18 protein-coding genes and 1 pseudogene are annotated in these 22,917 nt (G+C 74.1%); 13 read left to right on the forward strand and 6 right to left on the reverse strand.

Features of this window, described 5'->3' with window-relative positions; genetic code table 11:
• The first annotated feature begins 54 nt into the window (after window positions 1-54).
• Entirely contained in the window at window positions 55-981 is a 927-nt protein-coding gene (locus tag ACIQOW_RS37535; protein ID WP_401092312.1) for a hypothetical protein, read from the forward strand.
• A gap of 72 nt (window positions 982-1,053) precedes the next feature.
• Here the strand turns inward: ACIQOW_RS37535 and ACIQOW_RS37540 are convergent, their stop codons facing one another.
• From ACIQOW_RS37540 to ACIQOW_RS37550, 3 genes and pseudogenes are all read right to left on the reverse strand, one after another.
• Window positions 1,054-2,004 (reverse strand): ribosome-inactivating family protein, encoded by a 951-nt coding sequence (locus ACIQOW_RS37540; RefSeq protein WP_401092313.1) that lies wholly within the window; start codon window positions 2,002-2,004, stop codon window positions 1,054-1,056.
• A gap of 185 nt (window positions 2,005-2,189) precedes the next feature.
• Window positions 2,190-2,777: pseudogene (locus ACIQOW_RS37545) on the reverse strand (sigma-70 family RNA polymerase sigma factor); the annotation flags it as partial.
• A gap of 231 nt (window positions 2,778-3,008) precedes the next feature.
• On the reverse strand, window positions 3,009-5,807 hold the full coding sequence (locus ACIQOW_RS37550; RefSeq protein ID WP_401092314.1) for an AAA family ATPase: 2,799 nt from the start codon (window positions 5,805-5,807) through the stop codon (window positions 3,009-3,011).
• Between the two features lie 519 nt (window positions 5,808-6,326).
• Here ACIQOW_RS37550 and ACIQOW_RS37555 point away from each other — a divergent pair.
• The 3 genes from ACIQOW_RS37555 (at window position 6,327) to ACIQOW_RS37565 (ending at window position 10,159) form a co-directional block, all read left to right on the forward strand.
• On the forward strand, window positions 6,327-7,076 hold the full coding sequence (locus ACIQOW_RS37555) for an SDR family oxidoreductase (protein ID WP_401092315.1): 750 nt from the start codon (window positions 6,327-6,329) through the stop codon (window positions 7,074-7,076).
• A gap of 414 nt (window positions 7,077-7,490) precedes the next feature.
• Window positions 7,491-9,566: a transglycosylase domain-containing protein gene (locus ACIQOW_RS37560; RefSeq protein ID WP_401092316.1), complete on the forward strand. Its 2,076-nt coding sequence runs from the start codon at window positions 7,491-7,493 to the stop codon at window positions 9,564-9,566.
• 56 nt (window positions 9,567-9,622) lie between these two features.
• On the forward strand, window positions 9,623-10,159 hold the full coding sequence (locus tag ACIQOW_RS37565; protein ID WP_401092317.1) for an AAA family ATPase: 537 nt from the start codon (window positions 9,623-9,625) through the stop codon (window positions 10,157-10,159).
• Window positions 10,160-10,310: 151 nt separating this feature from the next.
• On the opposite strand, the gene ACIQOW_RS37570 is transcribed toward ACIQOW_RS37565, so the two are convergent.
• Window positions 10,311-13,139, reverse strand: a complete 2,829-nt coding sequence (locus tag ACIQOW_RS37570; protein WP_401092318.1) for a PKD domain-containing protein — start codon at window positions 13,137-13,139, stop codon at window positions 10,311-10,313.
• 629 nt (window positions 13,140-13,768) lie between these two features.
• Between ACIQOW_RS37570 and ACIQOW_RS37575 the strand changes: the two genes are divergently transcribed.
• From ACIQOW_RS37575 to ACIQOW_RS37610, 8 genes are all read left to right on the forward strand, one after another.
• Complete coding sequence (locus tag ACIQOW_RS37575; RefSeq protein WP_401092319.1) at window positions 13,769-14,293, forward strand: SigE family RNA polymerase sigma factor; 525 nt, start codon at window positions 13,769-13,771, stop codon at window positions 14,291-14,293.
• Entirely contained in the window at window positions 14,280-15,143 is an 864-nt protein-coding gene (locus ACIQOW_RS37580) for a hypothetical protein (protein ID WP_401092320.1), read from the forward strand. Before ACIQOW_RS37575 ends, ACIQOW_RS37580 begins: the two co-directional genes overlap by 14 nt.
• Window positions 15,144-15,447: 304 nt before the next feature.
• Entirely contained in the window at window positions 15,448-15,984 is a 537-nt protein-coding gene (locus ACIQOW_RS37585) for an EF-hand domain-containing protein (RefSeq protein WP_401092321.1), read from the forward strand.
• A 65-nt stretch (window positions 15,985-16,049) separates the two neighbouring features.
• Complete coding sequence (locus ACIQOW_RS37590) at window positions 16,050-17,144, forward strand: isocitrate/isopropylmalate family dehydrogenase (RefSeq protein ID WP_401092322.1); 1,095 nt, start codon at window positions 16,050-16,052, stop codon at window positions 17,142-17,144.
• Window positions 17,141-17,803 (forward strand): cysteine hydrolase family protein, encoded by a 663-nt coding sequence (locus ACIQOW_RS37595; RefSeq protein ID WP_401092323.1) that lies wholly within the window; start codon window positions 17,141-17,143, stop codon window positions 17,801-17,803. The genes ACIQOW_RS37590 and ACIQOW_RS37595 overlap by 4 nt, the downstream gene beginning before the upstream one ends.
• Window positions 17,791-18,723, forward strand: a complete 933-nt coding sequence (locus ACIQOW_RS37600; protein WP_401092324.1) for a class I SAM-dependent methyltransferase — start codon at window positions 17,791-17,793, stop codon at window positions 18,721-18,723. Before ACIQOW_RS37595 ends, ACIQOW_RS37600 begins: the two co-directional genes overlap by 13 nt.
• A gap of 128 nt (window positions 18,724-18,851) precedes the next feature.
• A complete protein-coding gene (locus ACIQOW_RS37605) occupies window positions 18,852-19,109 on the forward strand; it encodes a hypothetical protein (RefSeq protein WP_401092325.1) in 258 nt (85 codons plus the stop codon).
• A gap of 573 nt (window positions 19,110-19,682) precedes the next feature.
• Window positions 19,683-20,465, forward strand: a complete 783-nt coding sequence (locus ACIQOW_RS37610; RefSeq protein ID WP_401092326.1) for an MHYT domain-containing protein — start codon at window positions 19,683-19,685, stop codon at window positions 20,463-20,465.
• Window positions 20,466-20,552: 87 nt separating this feature from the next.
• Here ACIQOW_RS37610 and ACIQOW_RS37615 read toward each other — a convergent pair whose 3' ends face one another.
• Window positions 20,553-21,287 (reverse strand): TetR/AcrR family transcriptional regulator, encoded by a 735-nt coding sequence (locus ACIQOW_RS37615; protein ID WP_401092327.1) that lies wholly within the window; start codon window positions 21,285-21,287, stop codon window positions 20,553-20,555.
• Window positions 21,288-21,396: 109 nt separating this feature from the next.
• Between ACIQOW_RS37615 and ACIQOW_RS37620 the strand changes: the two genes are divergently transcribed.
• A complete protein-coding gene (locus tag ACIQOW_RS37620) occupies window positions 21,397-22,353 on the forward strand; it encodes an NmrA family NAD(P)-binding protein (RefSeq protein WP_401092328.1) in 957 nt (318 codons plus the stop codon).
• Between the two features lie 220 nt (window positions 22,354-22,573).
• Here the strand turns inward: ACIQOW_RS37620 and ACIQOW_RS37625 are convergent.
• The coding region (locus ACIQOW_RS37625) for a carbohydrate-binding protein (protein WP_401092329.1) at window positions 22,574-22,917 on the reverse strand (344 nt) is incomplete at its 5' end.

Genomic DNA, 22,917 nt, shown 5'->3' on the forward strand with positions numbered 1-22,917 from the left:
GAGGACACCGGAGGTCTGGACGTCGTGCTGACAAGAACCCGCTGGAGCGGGGTCGTGAACCGCCTGATGGTGTTCGTGATCGCTGTGCTCACCGTCGCCGCCACCGGGGTCGGGGCGCAGCCCGCCGCCGCGGACATCGGGCCCGGCTACTGGAGGTACCTGCACACCAAGATCATCGAGGACGCCTCGTCGAACATCTCGGGCGAGAACGAGTACAAGGAGATCGTCACCGCCATCCGCCAGGCGGCGGGGCACCCGTTCGACGGTGACATCCGGGAGATCCAGGAGCACGCGGGCGGACTCATCGTCCTCGAACTCGAGGGCAACCTGAACGAGCACCGGGGCACGCTGCTCATCAACCCGCACTCGCTCTACATCGCGGGTTTCGCGACCGCCCACAACTACTACTACTACTTCAGGGACGCGGCCCCCAGCGTCGTGTCGGAGATCCGGGCCCTGGCCCTGTCGCAGCACGGCCACGCCGTCGAACTTCCCATGAACGGCACGTGGAACGAATGGGAGCAGCGGATCGCCGGGTCGGGCGTCGGGCTGCAACGGAACTTCAACGCCGCGGACTTCGGCAGCGCCGGCTGGCAGCTCTGGCGGTTCCCGCCCGGACCGGTGGAGAACCTCGACATCCCGTCCATCGCGGAGTCCATGCGCACCCTGTCCGCCGCCTACGAGCTGGGCGTGCGGTGGACCAGCTTCCGTGACGACGTCGCCCGGGCCATGGGGCGGACGACGTACGAGACGAGGACCTCGGTCTACGACGAGGGGTCCTTCGAGGTCCGCCGGGCCTGGGCACGGTGGGTCAACTGGGCGGACCGGCACGCGGTCTGGTGGCGCAACCACCGGGACGCGGCGGCCTCCACGCCGCTCCCGGAGAACATCGAGATCGGCCCGGTCAACGGGACGCTGCACACCCTGGGGGACGTCCACCGGGAGGTCCGGATGACGGTGTACCTCAAGGGGGCCCACTGAGGCACCGGCAACGGAGCCCGGCCGGAGGCGAGTTCGTCTCCGGCCGGGCTCCGTTGCTCTGCGGGGACGCCGCTACTCCCGCCCCTGGGTGTTCGTGAGGATGCGCAGCGCGGCAGCCACGTCGGAGACGGTGCGCAGCGTGCCGTTCGCGGGCCCCAGGGTGACGGGGAAGGGCAGGGCGTCGCCGCCCGCCGTGCGGTCGTTCGCCAGGAAGGGGATGTTGGGCAGGGTGTCGTTGCTGATCTTCTCCCAGTTGGCGCGCAGCTCCCTGGTGCGGTTGTCCATGACGACCGCCGAGGAGGTGTCGTTGGCGAGGGCGTCGCCCATCCGGTCGCGGAACAGGGTGTAGTGGGAGGCCGGCGCGTAGGCCGGGCTGAGGGTCAGCAGGTACTGGGCGGTCTGCGGGAGGAAGCGGTCGATGTACTCCGGTTCGGGCGAGCCGCCCAGCGAGGAGGCCGCGTCGCGGAAGGAGCGGGTGCCGATGCCGGTGGGGGCGCTCAGGCCGCCGCTGGTGGCCGCGCTGTACCAGGCGTCGAAGGATCCGGACAGGTGGGTCTGGTGGGTGCGCGCGCCGATGTTCTTCGCGTACCTCTTCATCTCCTCGACCATGGCGGGGTTGGCGTCGCTGAAGTAGTAGACGACCTCGTTGCGGGCGTGGAAGCCGGTGAGGTAGCCGCTGTGGGGGTTGAGGAACAGGGTGACGAGCCGGGCGCCCGTGTGGTCGCGGACGTCGATCCCGATGATGCCGTCGGTGTCCGCCTGGCTCAGCCGGACGTCGCCGCGGACGGTCGGGCCGGCCATCCAGTTGCGGATCTGGGTGACCACGGAGAAGTACTGGTCCCGGCCGGCGGATCCGCCGGGGTGGGCGGGGTCGTCGTCGAGTTTGTGGATGACCCAGGTCACCTTGTCGGGGGGTACGGCCGAGGTGGCCGGCGGGGTGCCGAGGGCGGTGAGGGCGAGGGCGGCGGTGAGGGCCGCGGCGGCCGGGCGTGCGGTCCGTCGTGTGGTGGGTTTCGGTTTCACACCCAACTGACAGCCCAGGGCGTGTGATTGTGACGGCTGCCGTCGGTGCGGGCGGGCCTGCCGGGGCGCCGGCCCGTCACACCGGACGGTTCTGCCCGGTCGTCCGTGTGGCCGCCGGTGGACGGTGCCTCCGGTGACCGCGCCGGGTGGGTGACCGCGTGCGGGCGCCCGGCGGGCTACCCGGCGGCGGCCGGGGCCAGGAGCGACTCCAGGGAGCCGACGTCGCCGGTCCTGGCCGCCGCGAGGAAGACCTCCAGCAGCAGTCGGTGCTCCCCCGCGTCCGCCGTCTCCCGCCGCCCGGCCGCGAGGCGGCGGCGGGCCCTGCTGGCGATCTGGCGGACGTTGACGACGCTGAGGCGCAGCATGCCGGCGATGTCGGCGTAGGTGTACTCGAAGGCCTCGCGCAGCAGGTACACCGCCCGCTCCGTGGGCGCCAGCGCCTCCAGGACCAGGAGCAGCGCGTGTTCCAGCTCCTCGGCCCGCTGCACGCCGGCCTCGGGGTCGCCGGCGGTGTCGACGGGCTCGGGCAGCCAGGGGCCGATGTGGGTCTGGCGGCGCGAGCGGGCGGACTGGGCCACGTTGATGGCCAGCCGGGTGGTGGCGCGTGACAGGAAGGCCACGGGGCTGACCACGGCCGGGCGGTCGGTCTTCTGCCAGCGCAGCCACACGTCCTGGACCACGTCCTCCGCCTCGACCGCGCTGCCCAGCATCCGGTAGGCGATGCCGAAGAGGTGCGGCCGCAGGCCCTCGAAGACGGCCGCGGCCTCGTCCAGGGTGCCGTCACCGGCGGGCGGCCGGAGGTCCGTACACGTCTCGGACCGCTCTTCGTACTGCTCTACGGACTGTTCTTCGGACTGTATTTCGGTCTCGGTCACCACGGCTCCGTTTCACCCGGCATCCGTCGATGCCCTGGTGAACACGCTGCCGTCCGGGCCCTCCCCGGGGCGCCCGGGAAATCCCCGGTCCACCCCCGGGTGTCCCCCGGGCCTTCGGTGTGCCGGCCGTCAGGGGCCGGCCAGCGCGGTGCGGAGCTTGTTGCGGGAGGTGACGTCGAGCTTGGTGAACACCTTGCCCAGGTGCCACTCCACGGTGCGCGGGCTGATGAACAGTTCGGCGCCGATCTCGGAGTTCGTCATGCCGTCGGCGGCCAGGCGGGCGATCTGCCCCTCCTGGGCGGTGAGGGCCTCGCGGACGCCCCCGGCGCCGGCCGGGCGGGGCCGTACCGTCTCGCCGGTGGCCAGGAGTTCGCGCCGCGCGCGCTCGGCGAAGGCGCGGGCGCCGAAGCGCTGGAGCATCCCGTGGGCGGTGCGCAGGTGCTCGCGCGCGTCGGCGCGCCGGTTCTCGCGGCGCAGCCACTCGCCGTACACCAGGTGGGCGCGGGCGAGGTCGACGGCGATCCGGCCGCGTCCGAGGCGCTCGACGGCCTCGCGGTAGAGCCGCTCGGCGGCCGGGCCCTCGCTCACCAGCGCCCTGGAGCGGGCCAGCACGCCCAGGGCCCAGTCGGTACCGCCGGCCTCGGCCCGTTCCTCCAGCCGGCGCAGCGACGCAGCGGCCGCCCCGGGGGCGCCGGCCCGTACAGCCGCCTCCACGTGCTCGGCCAGGGCGGACCCGACGAGCGCCAGGTCCTCGTACGCCACGGCCCGTTCGGCCTGCTCCAGGGCCTCCAGGTAGCGGCCGAGGCCGTTGTACAGGACCGCGAGGAGGTAGTGCTCGCCGCCGATCGCCCGCCCTTCGCCCCAGGTGGTCGCTTCCGCGACGCCGCCGCGGATCGTCTCCGCGGCCTGCTCGCCCTCCCCGCGCCAGGCCGCGAGCAGGAGCGAGGGGTAGCCCATCGGCGAGTGGCCGGTCGCCTCCCCGAGGGTTCCGGCCTCCTCCACGAGCGCCGCGGCGAGGTCGAAGTCGCCGGTGTGCACGGACAGGACGGCCCGGTAACCGAGCGCCAGCGGAAGGAAGTTGAGGGCGCCGCTCTCACGGGCCGACCCGACCGCCCGCTCGGTCAGCCGGTGCCACGTCTCGTCGTCCCAGATCTCGCCGGCGACCAGCCAGGTCAGCCAGAGCCAGCGCATGGCGTCGCCGCCCTCGCGTGCGGCGGCCTGCCGGAACGCCCCCAGCGCGGACCTCAGCAGCGGCCCCCCGGTGGCGCAGCCGTCGGCGAACCAGGCCACCAGGCCGTCCAGGAGCAGGTCGGTGGGCCGCGCCGGGTGCGCGGCGGGCGGTGCCGTGCGGGCGGCCTCGGCGACCTCCCGCACGCCGGTGCGATCCGCCAGGCGTCCGGCGTAGACCGCCGAGCCGATGGCGTCGAGGTACGCCTCGCGGGCGTGCGCGTCGCCGGCCCGCGCCAGCCGGCCGGCCGCGTCGAGCAGCAGGGGCAGCGCCTCTCCGCCGCGCCGGCGGGCCAGGACCAACTGGGCGCGCAGCCGGGTCAGTCGGGCGTGCCGCGCCTCGTCCGGCGGGCTCAGCTCGGCGGCGGCGAGGAGTTCGAGCGCCGCGTCGGGGGATCCGGCGTCGAACGCGGCCCGGGCGGCGGCCTCGGCCCGGGCTCCGCGGCGGACGGTGTCGGGTGTCAGCTCGGTCGCCCGTCGCAGGAACGCCGCCGCCGCGGCGATCCCGCCGCGGGCCTGGGCCCGGCCGGCCGAGCGCTCCAGCTCGCCCGCCAGGGCCTCGTCGGGTTCGAGGGCCGCGTGGGCGCGGTGCCAGGCCCGGCGGTCCGAGTCGACGTCGGGATCGGTCGCCTCGGCCAGTGCCCGGTGGACGTCCCGGCGCACGGTGGGGTCGGCGGCGCGGTAGGCCGCCGAGCGCACCAGCGGGTGGCGGAACCGCACCCTCGTGCCGAACTCGACCAGTCCCGCCGCCTCGACCGCTCCGGCGGCGTCCGCGTCGATGTCGAGCCGCTCGGCGACCCGCCGCAGCAGCGGCACGTCACCCACCGGTTCCGCGGCCGCCGCCAGCAGCAGCCGCTGCGCGGCGGCCGGCAGCGATCCGATGCGCCGCAGGTAGGTCTGCTCGATCTGGCTCGCCAGCGGGCGGACGTCGGGGCGCCCGAAGCCGCCGGCCAGCTCGGCGGCGGTCAGTCCCCTGGTCAGTTCGAGCAGGGCCAGCGGGTTGCCGCGGGTCTCGGCGACGATGCGGTCCCTGACCCGTTCGTCCAGCCGCCCGGGGACCGCCGATTCCAGCAGCGCCCGCGCGTCGTCCTCGCGCAGCCCCCGGACGACGGTCTCGGGCAGCCCGCGGAAGGGGTCGCCGTCGGCGGCGGGCGCCGACGCGCGCACCGCGAACACCAAGGCCACCCGCTCGGCGAGCAGTCGGCGGGCGACGAAGGCCAGGGTCTGGGCGGAGACCCGGTCGAGCCACTGGGCGTCGTCCACGACGCAGACCAGCGGCCGCTCCTCCGCGGCCTCGGCCAGCAGGCTGAGCACCGCCAGGCCGACCAGGAAGCGGTCCGGCGCGCTGCCCGCGCTCAGCCCGAACGCGACGGACAGGGCGTCGCGCTGGGGGCCGGGGATGCGGCCGAGGTGGCCCATCAGGGGCACGCACAGCTGGTGCAGTCCGGCGAACGCCAGCTCCATCTCGGACTCGACGCCGACGACCCGCAGGATCCGGCACCCCGCCGCGCCGCCCACCAGGTACTCCAGCAGGGCGGACTTGCCGACTCCGGGCTCGCCGCGCAGCACGAGCACCTGGCCCCGGCCGGTGCGGGCGCCGGCGATCACCTGGTCCAGCGCTCCGCATTCGCCCCGCCGGCCGCGCAACCCGCGTGGCCCGTACGGCCCGTGCGGCTCGCGCCGAGGGGCGCCGCCCGCCATCCACCACCGCCATGCAGTCCAAGGTTCGACCCTGATCGGCTCAGGCCGCCCTCATCATGCATCAGCTCGCGTGGACGAACAACCGGTGCGCTCGTCCCCTTGCGGGACGGGCGCGGTGAGGTGCCGTCACCACGGCGGGGGCGCGGTCGACGGCGCCGGGTCGCCGGCCGGGTGCGGGTGTCCTGCGTGGTGGTCCGACACTGTCGTGCACCTTCCGTCCGTCGCCGGGTGGTCGGGCGGGGTGCTTCTCCCCCGCCCTTCGGCAGTGTTGACCGGACACCGTGTGGATGTGTGACACGTACGGGGCGTCGCGGGTGTCGGAGGAGCGCGACGCGTGGTGCCGCTGCGCCCGGACGGCGTGGCACGGCACGCCGGCGGCCGTCACGCTCGCTCCGTAGGCCGTCCGGGCGAGGACGGGAGGAGTTCGGGATTCTTCCGGCCTGCCGTCACAACCACGGCGGCAGAGCGGTCTTTACCTGGTGAGGCCCCGGCACCGAACCTCCCGAGAGGATCCCCACCATGAAGGTCGTAGTCATCGGCGGCACCGGACTGATCGGATCGAAGCTGGTCGCCTGGCTCGGCGCCCACGGCCACGAGGCGGTGCCGGCCTCGCCGGGGACCGGCGTCGACACGCTGACCGGTGCGGGCCTCGCCGAGGCGCTCAGGGGCGCCCGGGTCGTCGTCGACGTGTCCAACTCCCCCTCGTTCGCGGACGACGCCGTGATGGAGTTCTTCCGCACCTCGACGGCCAACCTGCTCAAGGCCGGGGCCGACGCCGGTGTCGCCCACCACGTCGCCCTGTCGGTGGTCGGCACCGGACGCCTCCAGGCGAGCGGCTACTTCCGGGCCAAGCAGGCGCAGGAGGAGCTGATCGAGGCGTCCGGGCTGCCCTACTCCATCGTGCACGCCACGCAGTTCTTCGAGTTCGTGAAGGGGATCGCCGCCGAGGCCACCGACGGCGACATTGTGCGCCTGGCCCCGGCCGGGATCCGTCCCGTCCTCTCGGACGACGTGGCCGCCGCCGTGGGCCGTACGGCCGTCGGCTCCCCCGTCGGCGGCGTGGTCGAGGTGGCCGGTCCCGACACCTTCCGGCTGGACGAGCTCGTCCGCGAGGCCCTGGCCGCCGAGGACGACCCGCGCACCGTGGCGACCGATCCGCACGCCGGGTACTTCGGCGCCGAGCTGCGGGAGAGCACACTGCTGCCCGGCCCGGGAGCGCACATCGCCGGGACCCGCTTCGCCGACTGGCTCGCCCGGCAGCGGGCGTGAGCGGCCCCTGCCCCCTGGCCTCTGCCCCTCCGCCCCCTCCTGTCCCGCCGGTGCCGCCCCGCCCACGAAGGACGTGAAGCAACCTTTCGCCCCGCTCGCGGCATCCAGGTGAGTGAGGGTCACGGGAGGGCGGGCCGCCGCACGCGGGGCGGGCCGGGTTTTCCTTTTTCACCATTCCCGTTCAGTTCGTGCGCGATCTGACATGTCGGAACCGACCCCCGGTATCTGTTGCACAGCCGTGACAGTCCCGCCCGAAAAACCGTTCGGACAGCAAGGATTGAGGGCTAGCATTCCGGAATGGAACCGAATCCCTCGCCGATATGGAATTCATCCGATGACGCGGATGCCCGTCCGTCCCGTGGGACGCCGCTCCGGTCGGCCCGCCTCGGTGCGACCTTCCTGGGCGTCAGCGTCGTGTCCGGTGTGCTGATGGCGGGCCTGGCCCTGCCGGCCGCCGGCGCCATCGGGCTGACCGCCAAGGGCACGGCGGAGGGCTTCGACGACGTTCCCGACGACTTCAGGACCCCGCCGCTCACCCAGGCGACCCAGATCTTCGACGCCAGGGGCGGCCTGATCGCCAAGGTGTACGAGCGCGACCGCACGGTCATCCCCGCCGACCAGATGTCGCCGTTCATGCGGTACGCCCAGGTCGACATCGAGGACGCCCGCTTCTACGAGCACGGCGCCGTCGACCTCAAGGGCATCCTGCGCGCGGTCAGCAAGAACGCCGAGAGCGGCACCGCCTCCCAGGGCGCCTCGACGCTGACCCAGCAGTACGTGAAGAACGTCAACGTGGAGAAGGCCGGCGACGACCAGGCCGCCGTCCTGGAGGCCCAGCGCAAGACCCTGGGCCGCAAGATCCAGGAGCTCAAGGTCGCCATCAAGCTGGAGGAGGAGCTGAGCAAGGACCAGATCCTCACCAACTACCTCAACATCACGTACTACGGGAACGGCGCCTACGGGGTCGAGGCCGCCTCCCAGCGCTACTTCGGCAAGAGCAACAAGGACCTGACCGTCGCCGAGGCCGCCACCCTCGCCGGGCTGGTGCAGAACCCGTCCCAGTACGACCCGAAGCTGCACCCGCAGGCCGCGCAGAACCGCCGCGACGTGGTGATCGGCAAGATGCTGGAGAGCAAGCACATCACCGCGGACCAGGCGAAGGAGGCGAAGGCCGCCCCGCTGGGCCTCAACTACCGTGAACCGCAGAACGGTTGCATCACCGCCAAGGCCGGGATGGGCTTCTTCTGCGACTACGTCCGCCGGGTGGTCAAGCAGGACCCTGCGTTCGGCAGGAGCGCCGAGGAGCGCAAGAAGGTGTGGGACACCGGCGGTCTGAACATCCAGACCACGCTGGACCCGGACAAGCAGACCGCCGCGCAGACCGCGGCGAGCGGCAACGTGCGGGTCACCGACAGCGTCTCCGCCGCCGTCAGCATGGTCGAGCCCGGCACCGGGAAGATCCTGGCGATGGCCCAGACCCGCCCCTACGGCCTGCTGAAGGAGAAGAACCAGACCGTCGTCAACCTCAACGCCGACGCGGCGATGGGCGGCGGCAACGGCTTCCAGCCCGGCTCCACGTTCAAGCCGGTCGTCGCGGCCGCGGCCCTGGAGGCGGGCCTGCCCGCGACCCAGGAGTACCCGTCCGAGAACAGGATCGAGTACCCGACGATGAAGACCTGCGAGGGCACCTGGAAGAACACCGACCGGCCCAAGGCGACGGTGCCCAACGAGTCCGCGAGCGAGAAGGGCCCCTACCAGCTGAAGGAGGCGATGGCCCTCTCGGTCAACACCTACTTCGTGCAGATGGAGCAGGAGATCGGCCTCTGCGCGGTCAAGCAGATGGCCAACAAGCTCGGCATCACCGCCCGGGCCAGCGGCAAGCCCCTGGAGGAGGTCCCCGCGATGGCCCTGGGCGTCGAGGAGATGAGCCCGCTGACCATGGCGAACGTCTACGCGACCTTCGCCGCCCAGGGCACCCGCTGCGACCCGGTCGCGATCAACAGGATCACCACCGTGGACGGCAGGGACGTCCCCGTCCCGGCCGGCCACTGCGAGAAGGCGTTCTCCGAGACGACGGCCAGGGCGCTGAACACCATCCTGAACGGCGTGACCGAGAAGAACGGCACCGGCGCGGCGCTCAGCCTGGAGGGCGACCGGCAGATCGCCGGAAAGACCGGCACCTCGGACCGCAAGCGGGCCGCCTGGTTCAACGGCTACACCCCGCAGCTCGCCACCGCCGTCTGGCTCGGCGGCCCCGACGGCGGCGTCGAGATGCGCAACCTCAGCATCAACGGGAAGTACCGCACCGAGGTGTTCGGCGCCGACGGCCCCGGACCGATCTGGCGGGACGCCATGAACCAGGCCCTGCGCGGCACGCCCAAGCAGTCCCTGCCGATGGCCGACATCCCCGACCCGGCACCCAGGACCGACCCGAACAGCACCGCGACCGGCACCCCGCCGGCCACCACCCCGGCCGGCCCGCAGCACTGACGCGGCGTTGAGGCCGCGGCGGTGTGGAGCTGCCTCCCCGCGGGGACGGTCCCGGCATGACGGGAAACCAGCGGACCGTACTGATCGTGGTGCGCGGCCCGAGCGGCGCCGGGAAGTCCAGCGTCGCCGCTCGGCTGCGCGCCGCCTACGGGCGGGGCGTCGCCGTCGTCGGCCAGGACCTGCTGCGCCGCACCGTGCTGCGCGAGCGGGACGTGCCCGGCGGCGCCAACATCGGGCTGATCGACCTGGTCGCGCGGCACGCCCTCGACCACGGCTTCCACGCCGTCGTCGAGGGCATCCTCGCCGCCGGGCGCTACGGCCCGATGCTGGCCCGGCTCGCCGCCGACCACCGCGGGCGCAGCCACCTCTACTACCTGGACGTCGACTTCGACGAGACGGTGCGCCGGCACGCCACCCGCCCCCAGGCCGCCGAGTTCTCCCCCGAGGTCATGGCCGACTGGTACCGGCCCCACGACCTCCTGCCCGACCGCGCCGAGCACGTCATCGGCCAGGGCAGCACCCTGGACGAGACCGTCGAGCGGATCCTCGCCGACACCGCCCTCACCCCGCCCGGCTGGACGCCCCGGCCCTGAACGGCCCGCTCCGACCAGGCCCTCCGGCCGACACGTACCGTCCGCGACGGGCGGGGCGCACCGGTCCGGCCCGCCGCCTCGACGGGGAACGCGAACGGGCCGGCGCGCCCGTGGGGTGCGCCGGCCCGGTCTGGGGTGGGTCGTGCGGCGGTCAGCCGGTGGTGAAGTAGCCGTAGAGGTCGGTGATCAGGTCGAGGGCGCCGCCCGAGTTGTTGCGCAGCCTGATCGCCCCGTTGGTGCCGAGCGGGACCTGGGCGTGGTTGGCCACCGTCTGCCCGGCGCGGAAGTTGAGGTTGCTGGTCGTCGGCACCGGGCCGAGGTCCGGGTAGGCGATGACGTGCCCGTCCGCGCGCGGCGCGACCGCGGTGAGGTTGACCACGCCGGCCACGGCGTTCGCCGGGACCTGGCCGGTGCCGCCGATGCCGACGGTCGTCTCGGCGCCGGGGTTCAGGGCCTGGTACGGCGCGTTCCTGGTGTCCTGGAGCCGGACCGGGACGACGGCGGTGAACCGGCCCTTGGCGTCGGCGCCGTAGTAGCCGATGACGTCGGCGATCACGTGGGTGGAGCCGTCGTTGTTGTAGACCTCCACCGTGCCGTCCGGGCCGAGCGGCACGATCACCTGGTTGGCCACCGTGCGTCCGGGCGCGAAGTTCAGGCTGGAGGTGGCCGGCCGGCCGCTCTGGCCGCCGGGCCTGACGGCCAGGAAGCCGGCCGCGGTGGGCTCGGTCGCGGTCAGGTTGAGCGCGACGGCCTTGGCTCCGGACGGGACGCCCGCGCTGCCGGCGACCTTCAGCGGCAGCGACGCGCCGGGGCCCAGTTTGGCGCCGCTCTGGCGGGTGTCGGCGATCCGGGTGGCGGGCGTCGGGGCGTAGCCGTCCACGGACTGCGGCAGGTAGTAGCCGTAGAGGTCGATCACCACGTGGACGGTGCCGTCGTGGTTCTTCAGGCCCAGGTTGCGGGTGTCCCCCGACGAGGTGATCGGCACGGTGACCAGGTTGGCGACGGTCTCGCCCGGGCCGATGTTGATGCTGGAGGTCTGGCCGCCGGCGCCGCCGATGGTGGAGGTGTCCAGGTGGGTGGCCGTGGTGGCCCCGGTGGCGGTGATGTTGACGACGGCTGCGGTGGCGCCCGCCGGGATGCCGGCCTTGATCTCGCGGCGCTCACCCGGCCGGAACGGCTGGTTCCCGCTCGCGCCCGGGTCGTTCGCCGGGTCCCGGGTGTCGTAGACGCGCTTGGGGGCCACCGGGACGAAGCCCGCCGGGGCGAACCCCGGGGTGACCTTGGCCGTGGTCCGGTCGGTGCGCCCGGCGGAGTCGGTCACGGTGAGCGAGGCGGTGTAGGTGCCGGGTGCGGCGTAGAGGTGGCTCGCGGAGCTGTAGGTGTTCGTCTGGACCGGCGAGCCGTCACCGAAGTCGAACGCGTAGGACGTGATCGGCCAGGGGCTGCTGCTCTGGCCGGCCAGGAGGTCGAAGCGGAAGTCCCCGGCCGGGTTGGTGGGCCACAGCGCGGCCTTCACCGGGGCAGGGTCGCGCACGCTCACCGTGGCCCCGTAGGCGCCGTAGGCGTCCCCGAGGGTGGTGAGGCGCTGGCCGAAGCCGTCGGTGGCGGTGACGGTGACCTGGTGCTCGCCCTTGGCGGTGTAGGTGTGCGGGACGGTGCCCTCGGTGCTGGTCACCGGGGCGCTGCCGTCGCCGAAGTCGAAGGTGTAGGTGGTCGGCTGGTCGGACGTCCAGTCGTTGCGGACACTGGCGTTCGCCTTGACCGTCAGCGGGTAGGGGCCCTGGGAGACGTCCGTGAAGAGGGACACGTAGTCCATCCCGTACCGCTCGTACGCGCCGCGGTCCCGGACGCCTCCTCCCGGGGCGTTCGGCACCTTCGGGTCGTCGATGACCGGACGGCCGGACTGGTCCGTGTCGGGCAGGCCGGGCGCCGACGGGTCACCGGAGTCGATCGCCGGGGAGCCCTCGCGCGGCAGGCTCGGCACGGGGCCGCCGATGGTGTTGCCGGTTTCGGCGGTGTCGTGGGCGCCCTGGCCGGTGGCGGCCCGGAACGCGGGCAGCCGGTAGGCGGTGCCGGCCCAGCGGTAGCCGCCGTCGCCCTCGTCGGCGACCAGGTTGTAGTCGGCCTTGGTGCCCGTCACCGAGCCCGCGCCGACGTCCAGTTGGGCGGTGCCGGGGTGCCCGGCGGCGGCGTTGCGGACCAGGACGTTGTTCTCCACCACGGCGCCGGTGGACGCCCCGGCCAGGACGATCCCCGAGTCCTCGCTCCCGGTGACGGTGTTCCCGGTGACCACCGTGCCCGGGGCGTCGGTCACGGCGATGCCGGTCCTGGAGTTCCCGATGTCGTTGGTGGTCACGACCGCGCGCAGGACCCCGGCGCCGATGGTGACGCCGTTGCCGTGCAGGACCTGGTTGCGGCTCACGGTGACGTCGCTGCTCGCCCCGGAGACGGAGACGCCGCCGGTCTGGGCCCCCCACTTCCCCTGGACGTAGAGCCGGTCGAGGGTGACGGCCGAGGAGTCGGTGACCGTGACGGCCTCCTCCTTCGACTCCAGGTAGAGCTCGCGCAGTTCGACGTCGTGGACCCCGGTCAGGGTGAACGCGTGGGTGAGCGGCTGGTCCGACGGCCAGTGCGACCCCATCACGCTGACCCGCGGCGTGGTGTTCGTCCAGCCGGCGGTCCAGTCGCCCACGAACCTGATCGGGTGGCCCGGCGTCCCGGAGCGGCGGACGTCGACCTGCTCGGGGTAGCTGCCCGGCGCGATCCGGACCGTCTGCCCGGGCAGGACGACCGCGGCGGCGGCGGCGATGGTGCAGAACGGCGCGGCCTGGCCGCCCTGGCCGGAGTCGGAGCAGGAGGCGGACTTGCCGGCCACGTACAGGACGGTGGCGGGGTCGGCGGCGAAGGCGGCGGGCGGCGGCATGCCGAGAACGGCCGCGAGGGCCGCCGCGGTGGCCGCGACGGCGGGACGAAGGCGCACGGGTGAGTCCCTCTTGGAGGAGTGAACGCGGCGCCGTGCGGCCCGGTTTCGACCGGATCCGTGCGGGCCACGTGACGGATCGGTGTGTGACCGCCGATATTTGATCACTCGTTCGATCCGGTGTCGAGGGCCTTTCCGCCGGGACGCCCGCTCACCGCGGGGCCCGGCCGGTGACGCGCTCCGCATGCCCGTCGGCGGCAGTCGGCCGGGACCGCGGGGACGGGGGCGCTCCGGGGTCCCGGCCGAGGGGAGGCACCGGCCGTCGTGGGGGCGCGGCCGGTCTGCCCGGCAGCCCCGCAGGGGGTGGTGGGGCTGCCGTGACCCGGAATACTAGACCCGCCCGGAACCCGTGAACAGGCCTGTGACCTGCAATCTTTCGGCCGCGAACATGCCAGGAGGCCGGCGCCCGGCCGTCGTTCGGGGCACCGCCGTCGTCAAGGGCCGGCGCCGTCGTACGGGGCGGGCGGGCGGGCAGGCGTGGCGGGCGCGGCGGGGCCCGGGACCCGCAGGCAACCCGAAGCGCCCCCCAGCGCGTCGAGCTGCCGTGAGAGGAAGAACGAGACAGCGGCCCGACCGGCCGCCACGGCAGACGAGGACGGCACGGACACCATGGCGGGGACGACGGCAGGATGACGAACGCGATACCGCCGGACTTCGAGGAGTTCGTCGCCGCCTGCGGGCCGAAGCTCCTGCGGGTGGCCTGGCTGCTGACCGGCGACCCGCACCAGGCCGAGGACCTGTTGCAGACGGCGCTCGCCAAGGTCTGGCCCAAGTGGGCGCGCGTCGCCCCCAACCGGCCCGAGGCGTACGTGCGGAAGGTCATGGTGAACTGCCACATCTCCTGGTGGCGGCGCCGCTGGACCGGGGAGCTGCCGCACGACGAGCTGCCGGAGCCGCAGCCGGACACGGACCCGTTCGACGGGGTGGTGCTCGGCCAGGTGGTCGCCGATGCCGTACGGTCGCTGCCGCCGCGTCAACGGGCCGTGGTGGTACTGCGGTTCTTCGAGGACCTCAGCGTCGAGGAGACGGCCGAGGTGCTGCGCTGCAGCACGGGCACCGTCAAGAGCCAGACGCACCGGGCGCTCGCCGGCCTGCGCGGCCGGCTGCCGGCCCGCGAACTCCTGTTGGAAGGGGGACCTCGTGAGTGGAACTGACCTGTTCGGCCCGGACGGACCGGGCGCCGGCGGGCACGACGAGGAGGAGCTGCGGATCCTGCTCCACGAGGCCGTCCCGGCCCTGGCCTCGCCCGAGGACCGGATGGAGCACGTCCTCGCCCGGGTCGAGCGCTCCAGGCGCCGCCGGCGGGTGGCCGGGCTCGCGGCCGGGCTGACCGTCGGCCTCACCGCCGCCGTGCTGACCGCCGCGCCCGCGCTCGCACCGGGAGCGGACCGGGGGGTGAGGCTGGCGCCCGCGGGCTCCCCGGCCGTCCCGGCCCCGACGGCTCCGACGCCGCGGGGAATTGCCACCCCCACGGCCGGGACGAAGACCTTCTTCTTCCCGCTGCTGCCGGAGATGGCCCTCGACCTGCCGGCGCACTGGTACGCCCAGGCCGCCCCGGTCACCGGCCCCCGGGAGCCGCTGGGCTACCTCGGCACCCAGCCGCTGGTACCGACGCCGTCGTGCACGCCGGGTGTCTCCTCCTGTCCGCTCTCCGGGCCGCTGCTTCCCGGCGGCGCGGTCCTCACCTTCCGGGTGGTGGACGACCCGTGGCTGGCCAGGAAGTTCGCCACCGACCCGCCGGCGTTCGACGAAACGGGCATCGGCAAGGAGTGCGCGGTGCTCGGCGGCAACCACGAGATCACCGGGGCGCACGTCGTCGGCCAGAGCGCCTCCGACACCAGGGTGGTGATCCAGATGACGGCCTGTCTGCGGCAGCCGTCCGAACCGGTGGTACGGCAGGTCCAGCAGGTGTTCTCCTCCATCCGGACCGCTCCGGTGAGCATCCGCTCGCCGTACGCCGACGGCCCGGGGCCGGGCACCCCGACCCCGGCGGCGACGCCGTAGCGGCACCGTCGGCGGAGGTCCGCCGGCCGGCTTCTCGCGACTCGCTCGCGAGAAGTCCGGCCGCTCCCGGGCCGGCGTCCGGTCCGACCGGCCGACTATCCGTCAGCCCAACTACCCGCCCAACAGACCAGCCTGACTATCTGTCCATCCGACCTACTCGTCATGCATCACCCTGCGCAATACCTCCGATCGTGTGCACCCGGGGTGTTCGCCCACCGGTGCCCGGGGCGGGCCCGGATAGTGGAACCGTCGCCGAGGCACCGGCCCGGCGGCCCTTCATCCGGGAAGACCGAGGTGCATCGCCATGCCCACCACCGCAGCCGCCGACCGTGTCGGCCTCGTGTTCTCGCTGTTCGACGCCAACGGGAACGGTGTCCTCGATCCCGACGACTTCGACCTGATGGGCAACCGGGTCGTCGCTGCGCTCCCCCAGGCCGACCAGGACGCCAAGGACCGGATGCTCAACGCCCTTCGGCAGTACTGGCAGACGCTGGTGACGGAGCTGGACACCGACGGCGACGGGCAGATCAGCCCCGAGGAGTTCACCGCGGTCGTGCTCGACCCGCAGCGGTTCGACGCCACCATCGACGAGTTCGCCCAGGCGCTGTCCTCGCTGGGCGACCCGGACGGCGACGGCCTGGTCACCCGCCCCGACTTCCTCGCCCTGATGGCCGCGATCGGGTTCGCCGACCGGAACATCACGGAGCTGTTCGAGGCGTTCGGCCCGGTGGACGGCGACCGTGTCCCGGTGGCGGTCTGGGCGGACGGCATCCGCGACTACTACCGCCCCGAGAAGACCGGCATCGCCGGCGACCGCCTGGTCCCCGGAGCGGCCCGGTGACCCCGATAGCCCACCAGGCCCCCGCGGCGGAGCCGGCACCCGGCCGGCCCGCGGCGGGGCAGCCCGTGACAGGGCGGCCCGCGGTCGGACTGGCGGTGGGCCGGGGCACCGGCCCCGAACTCGCCGCCGTCTTCGAGCGCGTCCTGCGGGCGCTCACCGCCACCCATCCCCTCGGGGTACGGATCGTCCGCTCCCCGCGCCGCTACCACTCCTACGTCTCGCTGCGTACGGAAGGCGGCCCGGCCCGGATCCAGGAGCTGACCGGGCAGGACGCCGAGCACTACGAGCGGTTCTGCCGCGACCTGGCCGCCGCCGGCACCACGGCCGTCTTCCGCACCGCGATCAACGCCCAGTCCCTGTACCTGGTGCGCCGCCGGCTGCGCGCCGTCAAGGTGGACCTGCTGCGGTCCGGCGAAACGTCCCTGCTGCTCGTCCGCGACCAGGCCCAGGGCTTCTACACCGGCGAGAACCTCCACACCCCCGGCGAGATCACCCGCACCCTGGCCTTCAGCCGGGAGACCACCGAGGCCGTCGTCCGCCACGCCCTGGAACGGGCCCGCCGCGAGTGGCCCGACGGGCGGATCGACCGCATCGTCATGGCCTACAAGTTCCACCTCCTGGACGGGGCGTTCGACACCTGGGTCACCGACATCGCCGAGCGGCTGGGCGTACGGATCGAGGTGTTCCAGCCCGACACCGTCAACCGCAACCTCATCGCCCACGGCCTGCCGGACCGCACCCTGCTGATCGCCGGGAACGAGTGGGCGGACATCATGCACGTGGTCCTGCTGGATCGTTTCGGCTCCGAGCGGCAGGAGAACCGCTGCACGGAGAACGTGTGCCTGGGCCCCGCCGCGGCCGGGCTGGTCGAGTACCAGACCGTGCACGGCTCCGCCGACGACCTGGCCGGGCGCGACCTGGTCAACCCGGTGGCCACCGTCCGGGCGGCGGCCCTCGTCGCCGAGCGGCACGCCGGTGTCCCCGGCGCCGTCGGCGCGGTCGAGGCCGCCCTGGCCGTCCTCGACGCGCGGGGCGTGCGCACCCCCGACCTCGGCGGCCGGCACTCCACCACCGCCGTGGTCGACGCGCTGGTCGGTGCCCTCGACCCGGCCGAACCGGCCCGCGCCGGCGGTCCCGCGGCCCTGGTGGGCGAGCCGTGACCGGCCGGGCGGGAACGGCCCTGCTGGTGGTGGACCTGCAGAACGACTTCTGCACCGGCCAGGTGGCCACGGCCCGCTTCGGCGGCTCCCCCGCCGTCCTGGACACCGTGGTCGCCAACACCGTCAGCGCGGTGGACCGGGCCCGGCGCGCGGGGGTGGAGGTGGTGTTCGTCCGCTTCCTCGGCGACGCCGTCCACCAGGGCGAGGCCTGGCGGGCCCGGGACCTGCGCCTGGGCAAGCGTCCGAAGTGCCTGGAGGGCACCTGGGGAGCGCGGTTCCACGGCGTGGCCCCGGAGCCGGACGAGCGGGTCTTCACCAAACGGGCCCGCTTCGACGCCTTCCTCGACGAAGGCCAGGGTCTGGAGGCACACCTGCGCGCGGGCGGCACCGGGCACCTCGTGTTCGCCGGGCTCTACGCCGACGTCTGCGTGGACTCCACCGCCCGCACCGCCTTCCAGAAGGGCTTCCACATCACCGTCCTGACGGACTGCACCACCTCCCTGCACCTGCCCTACGACGACGTCCTGCGGTTCATGCGCGTGCTGTACGGCGCCCGCACCACCACCGGTGACGACCCGGGGGCGTGGACGGCGCCCGAGCCCGTGCCGGTGCCCGCGTCCGCGTCCGCGTCCGGGACGGAGGAACCGTGCACGCCGTAGCCGGACAGGGCGGCGCCCCGGTACGGGGTGGCGTCAGGCTTCGGGACGGCGTCGCCTCCGGGGTGGGCCGTACCGCCCTGCTGGTCGCGGCCGCCCGCGCCATCGAGACCCACCGCCCCGACGCGCTGGCCCGCGACCCGCTCGCCGAGCACTTCGTCCGCGCCTGCCCCGACTCCGCCCACTGGCCGGTGCGTCCCGGCCAGGTCCCGGGCGGGGACGCCGATCCGCTGTGGGGCCGCCTCGGACGCTACTTCGGGCTGCGCACCCGCGTCCTGGACGACCACCTGCTGGCCGCCGCCCGGGCCGGCACCCGCCAGGTCGTCGTGCTGGGCGCGGGCCTGGACTCCCGGGCGTACCGGCTCGACTGGCCGCCCGGCTGCGTCGTCCACGAGATCGACACCGAGCAGGTGCTGGCCTTCAAACGAGCGGTCCTCGACGCGGCCGGCGCCACGCCCGCCACCGAGCGCCGCCCGCTGGCCGCCGACCTGCGCGACGACTGGGCCGGGCCGCTGCTGGCGGACGGGTTCGACCCGGCGGCACCGACCGCGTGGCTCGCCGAGGGGCTGCTGCTCTACCTCCCCTCCGAGGCCGAGCGGCGGCTGGTGTCCACCGTGCACCGGCTCAGCGCGCCCGGCAGCACCCTGGCCTACGAGATCAAGGACGTGGCCGCCGAACCGCCGGCGGTCCGGACGGCACCGGTGTACGTCGCAGCCCGGCAGCGGCTCGGCATCGACCTGCGCGCCCTCTTCGACGCCGGCCCCCGCCCGGACTCCGCCGCCGAACTCGCCCGCCGGGGCTGGACGGTGGCCGTGCACACCCCGTACGACTTCACCGCCCTGCACGGCCGCGGCCCGAGGCCGGAGCCGGACGACGCCCTGGCGGCCAACCGCTGGATCTTCGCGGGTCAGCGGGCCCGGTAGCGGCCCGCCGGAACGGACCGGTGCACTCCCGCGGCACGCCGCGGGGTCACCGGTCCTCGGAGTCCGGCGGACCGGCGCCGCGCCGGGCGAGGTGACCGCCACCGGAGCGGACACGGGAGAATGGCCGGGTGACCAGCACTCAGCCGCTCCCCCGGGGCCTCACCGCCCTGATCCCCAGCGCCCCCGCCCCGACCACGCCCGGCGAGCGGGCCGCGTCCCAGCTCCTCCACCTGCGCACCGCGGAGGTGCCGCTGCCGCTCCTGGTGGCCGCCGCCGAACTGATCGCCCCCCAGCTGGACAGCGAGGACCCGGTCACCCGCGAGGCCGCCGAAGCCGTCCACTCCCGCCTCCGGGCCGTCATCACCCGGGCCGCCGCCGGCCGGTAGCCGGACAGCCGCCACCCGGGCCCCGCCCGGCCGGACGCCCACCCTCCCGGCCACGCGCCCCCGCGCGTGGCCGGGTCCGCGCTTCGGCCCTTCGGCCCGGCTCCGCGGCCTTCGAGAATCCCCGGCCGTGTTCGTCGACGTGCCCGCACAGGTCCGGCAACGGTTCAATTCCGCGCCGCTTTCGGCCGCCCCCGCCATTCGACGGGGGCGGCCCCCGCCGTTCGGAGGGAATTACTCAAAGGGTTTTCCAAAAAGGGAAATGACATACCCAGCGCACAATTTACATTACTTAGAGTAATGTTGATCATTCACTCTGCCGCCCTGCGCGGCGGCGTACCCGATCGGGCGACTACCTGGAGTATCCATTCGGCCGCCCCCGCCGAGGGATTCGAGCGCGACCCACCCTCGTCAATTCACCCGGCCGTCGATTTCACGGAACCTGGTGATCGCTATACGATCCTCCGGGAATCGAATCCTGTTCCCGGCCGGAATGGCGAACCCGCAGTCACCGGCCCGCCCCGGGCAGACGAGCGCCTCCGCCCTCCCCTACGCAAGAACGCACCTCAGGTGGCCATGCATCCCCACACCGCCCACATCGACGGCTTCGCCTACGGCTGGGTCAACCCGGCCCTGTCCTACCTCATCGCCTGTACCGGAGCGGCGCTCGGGCTGCGCTGCACCGTACGGGCCCTGACCCTGCCACCGGCCCGCCGGCTGGGGTGGCTGGTCCTGTCCGCGGTCGAACTCGGCTGCGGCATCTGGACCATGCACTTCATGGCGATGATGGGCTTCGCCGTCACCGGCTCGGCCATCGTCTACCGCGTCCCCGAGACCCTCGGCAGCCTGCTGCTGGCCATCCTGGTCGTCGGCGCCGGCGTCCTCTACGTCGGCTACCGGCGCAGGACGGTGGCCTCCCTGCTGATCGGCGGCACCGTCACCGGTCTCGGGGTCGCGGCCATGCACTACGTCGGCATGGCCGCCATGCAGGTCCAGGGCAAGGTCTCCTACGACCCGGCGCTGGTGGCCCTCTCCGTCGCCATCGCCGTGGCCGCCGCCACCGCGGCGCTGTGGATGACCCTCAACATCACCGGATTCGGCGCCTCGCTGGCCGCCTCCCTGATCGCCGGGGTCGCCGTCACCGCGATGCACTACACCGGGATGGCCGCCGTCTCCGTGGAGTTGGACGACCGCGTCCCGCCCGGGGGCCTGCCCGCCTCCCAGTTCATCGTCCCGCTCGCCGTCGCCATCATGGCCGTCATCTCGATCGGCGGATTCGTCCTGACCCTCTCCCCGCAGGAGCAGACCCCCGCGCCGGCCCGGGAGCCCCTGCGCGTCAAGCTCTTCGACCGCGGCTGACCGGGCCGGCCGCCACGCCGTGCGCGGCGGCCGGGAACGACCCACCCCGGGCGCCGCCGCCCGCCTCGCCTCGCCGCGGGGCCGGGGTCAGCCCGCCAGGCGCCGGCGGTGGGCCCGCTGCCGGCAGGTGGCACCGCAGTAGCGCACCGGGCGGCCGGTGGGCCGGACCGTGAGCGCGGCCCCGCACTCCACGCAGCACCCGGCGTCTCCCCTGCCGACGCCGCCGTCACGGAAGGCGCGCTGTTCCGTGACGGCGGGGGCGGGCCGCAGGCCGTCCAGGGTCAGCTGCACGAGCCTGCGGCCGGCCGGGCGGTCGCGGCGCGCGGCAAGCGTCGAGGCGCACCCGGCGGTGAGGGCGGAGACGTCGTCGGGGCCGATGTCGGCGCGGACGCCGCCGGCCCGCTGCGCCGCGTGCAGCAGCGCCGTCAGGACCTGACGGAAGCGCAGCACGGACGCCGTGAGCAGCGGGCGCGGCCAGCTCTCCTCGGCGGCCACGACCTCGCACAGGTACGTGTGGCGGTGGGACGTCTCGATGACGTCCAGCAGGAACCCGAAGAAGGCCTCGGTGGGCGCGGACCGGGCGGTCCGCCGCTCGCCGGAGACGACCAGGTCGTCCAGGTGTCGGGCGAACACCGCCTCCAGGAGGGCCTGCTTGCTCGGGAAGTGCCGGTACACGGTGCCGGCGCCGAGGCCGGCCCGGCGCGCGATCTCGCCGAGCGGGACGTCCAGCCCGTGCTCGGCCAGTGCCTCGTCCGCGGCGGACAGCACCCTGGCCCGGTTGCGGCGGGCGTCGGCGCGGTCGCCGCCGGTCACTGCGGTCATGTCACGGAACCCCTTGTGTGCCTCGTCCCGGCCGGGTTGGAGTGTTCCGGATCCCCGGGTTCACCACATCTTCCATCGCATCCGCTCCCCGGGGGAATGGGAGGACGACATGGCCACCGAGCCCATCCGTTCCGCAACCGGCACGGTACGGGGTCCCGTCGCCGTGACCGGCGCCACCGGCAAGCAGGGCGGTGCGACGGCGCGCCGGCTGCTGGCCGGCGGTGTGCCGGTGCGCGCGCTGGTGCGGGACGCGTCAGCGCCCGCCGCCGCGGCGCTCGCGCGGGCAGGAGCCGAACTGGCCGTCGCGGACCTCGACGAGCCGTCAGGTCTCGGGCCGGCCCTGGCCGGCGCCACTGGGCTGTTCGCCGTGCCGCCGGTCGCCTACGGGCCGACAGGCAGCGACCCGGACCTGGAGTTCGCCCGTGGCCGGGTCCTGGCCGACGCGGCGGTGGCCGCGGGGGTCCGCCACGTGGTGTTCACCGGGGTCGCCTCGACCCCCGGCGAGACGTTCGCGGTCCCGGGGAAGCGGCGCGTCGAACGGTACCTGCGCGAGCGCGTCCCGCTTGTGACGGTGCTGCGCCCGGTGCGGTTCATGACGAACTACCTGGGGGTGCCCGGCCTGGGCTTCGAAGGGTTCGTCGACGGCGTCCACCGGCACGTCTTCCCACCGGACGAGCCCGTCCAGATCATCGCCTTGGAGGACATCGCCGAGTTCGCGGCCCTGGCCTTCGAGCAGCCGGACCGGTTCGCCGGACGGACCCTGGAGCTGGCCGGTGACGCGCCGACCCCGGCCGAGGCAGTCGCAGCGATCGGCGCCGCGACCGGAACGGCGCTGCGCTACGAGCAGCTCACCCACGACGAGGCCACCGCGTTGAGCCCGGAGGTCGCCGAGGTCCGGCGGGAGTGGATCGCCGGCCGGCGCTGGCACGCCGACATCGAGGCGCTGCGGGTGGTCCACCCGGGACTGCGCACGCTGGCCGACTGGCTCTCCGAGGGTGGTGCCGCCGCGCTGCGCGACCGGCTGTCCGGCGTCCCGCGGCAGGCCGCGCCCGGCCGCTCCGGCTGAACCGGCCGATCCGGCAGGCGTCCGGCGGGCGGTGTCTCCCGGCGGGGTTCCGCTGCTCCCGGGCCCCCGCCGGGCCGGCCCCGCGCCGCACGCACGGCTGCGCCGCGGTCCGTCCCCCTCGACGGGCCGCGGCGCAGCGGTTCAGTGGGCGTGCGGTGGTTCAGTGGCGTGCGGTGGTTCAGTGGCGTGCGGTGGTTCGGTGGGCGTCAGGACGCCGGGGTCACACGGCCTGCCAGAGCGCCGGGACGTTCGGCGGCTCCCAGCCGGCCATGGCGGTGTGGCCCTGGAGGCAGCGGTAGCTGACTCCGTTGTAGGTCACGGTGTCGCCCGCCTTGTAGGTGGTGCCGGCCGCCCAGGTGCCGCCGGGGTTCGGCGTGTCCTTGCCGACCGTCAGGCTGTACTGGGCGGTGTGGGTGGTGGTGCCGGCGGTGCCGGTGACGGTGATCTGGTAGGTGCCGCCCGCGGCCGTCGAGGAGGCCGACAGGGTCAGGGTGGAGGACGAACCGGCCTGCACCGAGGTGGGGTTGAAGGTGGCGGTGACGCCGGCGGGGAGGCCGGAGGCGG

The sequence above is a fragment of the Kitasatospora sp. NPDC091335 genome (genome assembly GCF_044757205.1).
In the GTDB taxonomy this organism is placed as follows: domain Bacteria; phylum Actinomycetota; class Actinomycetes; order Streptomycetales; family Streptomycetaceae; genus Kitasatospora.

Coding starts and splice junctions, on each gene's coding strand:
- ACIQOW_RS37565 (WP_401092317.1), top strand. CDS start 9,623: ATGACGGGAAACCAGCGGACCGTACTGATCGTGGTGCGCGGCCCGAGC.
- ACIQOW_RS37550 (WP_401092314.1), bottom strand. CDS start 5,807: ATGGCGGGCGGCGCCCCTCGGCGCGAGCCGCACGGGCCGTACGGGCCA.
- ACIQOW_RS37585 (WP_401092321.1), top strand. CDS start 15,448: ATGCCCACCACCGCAGCCGCCGACCGTGTCGGCCTCGTGTTCTCGCTG.
- ACIQOW_RS37615 (WP_401092327.1), bottom strand. CDS start 21,287: ATGACCGCAGTGACCGGCGGCGACCGCGCCGACGCCCGCCGCAACCGG.
- ACIQOW_RS37575 (WP_401092319.1), top strand. CDS start 13,769: ATGACGAACGCGATACCGCCGGACTTCGAGGAGTTCGTCGCCGCCTGC.
- ACIQOW_RS37620 (WP_401092328.1), top strand. CDS start 21,397: ATGGCCACCGAGCCCATCCGTTCCGCAACCGGCACGGTACGGGGTCCC.
- ACIQOW_RS37555 (WP_401092315.1), top strand. CDS start 6,327: ATGAAGGTCGTAGTCATCGGCGGCACCGGACTGATCGGATCGAAGCTG.
- ACIQOW_RS37610 (WP_401092326.1), top strand. CDS start 19,683: ATGCATCCCCACACCGCCCACATCGACGGCTTCGCCTACGGCTGGGTC.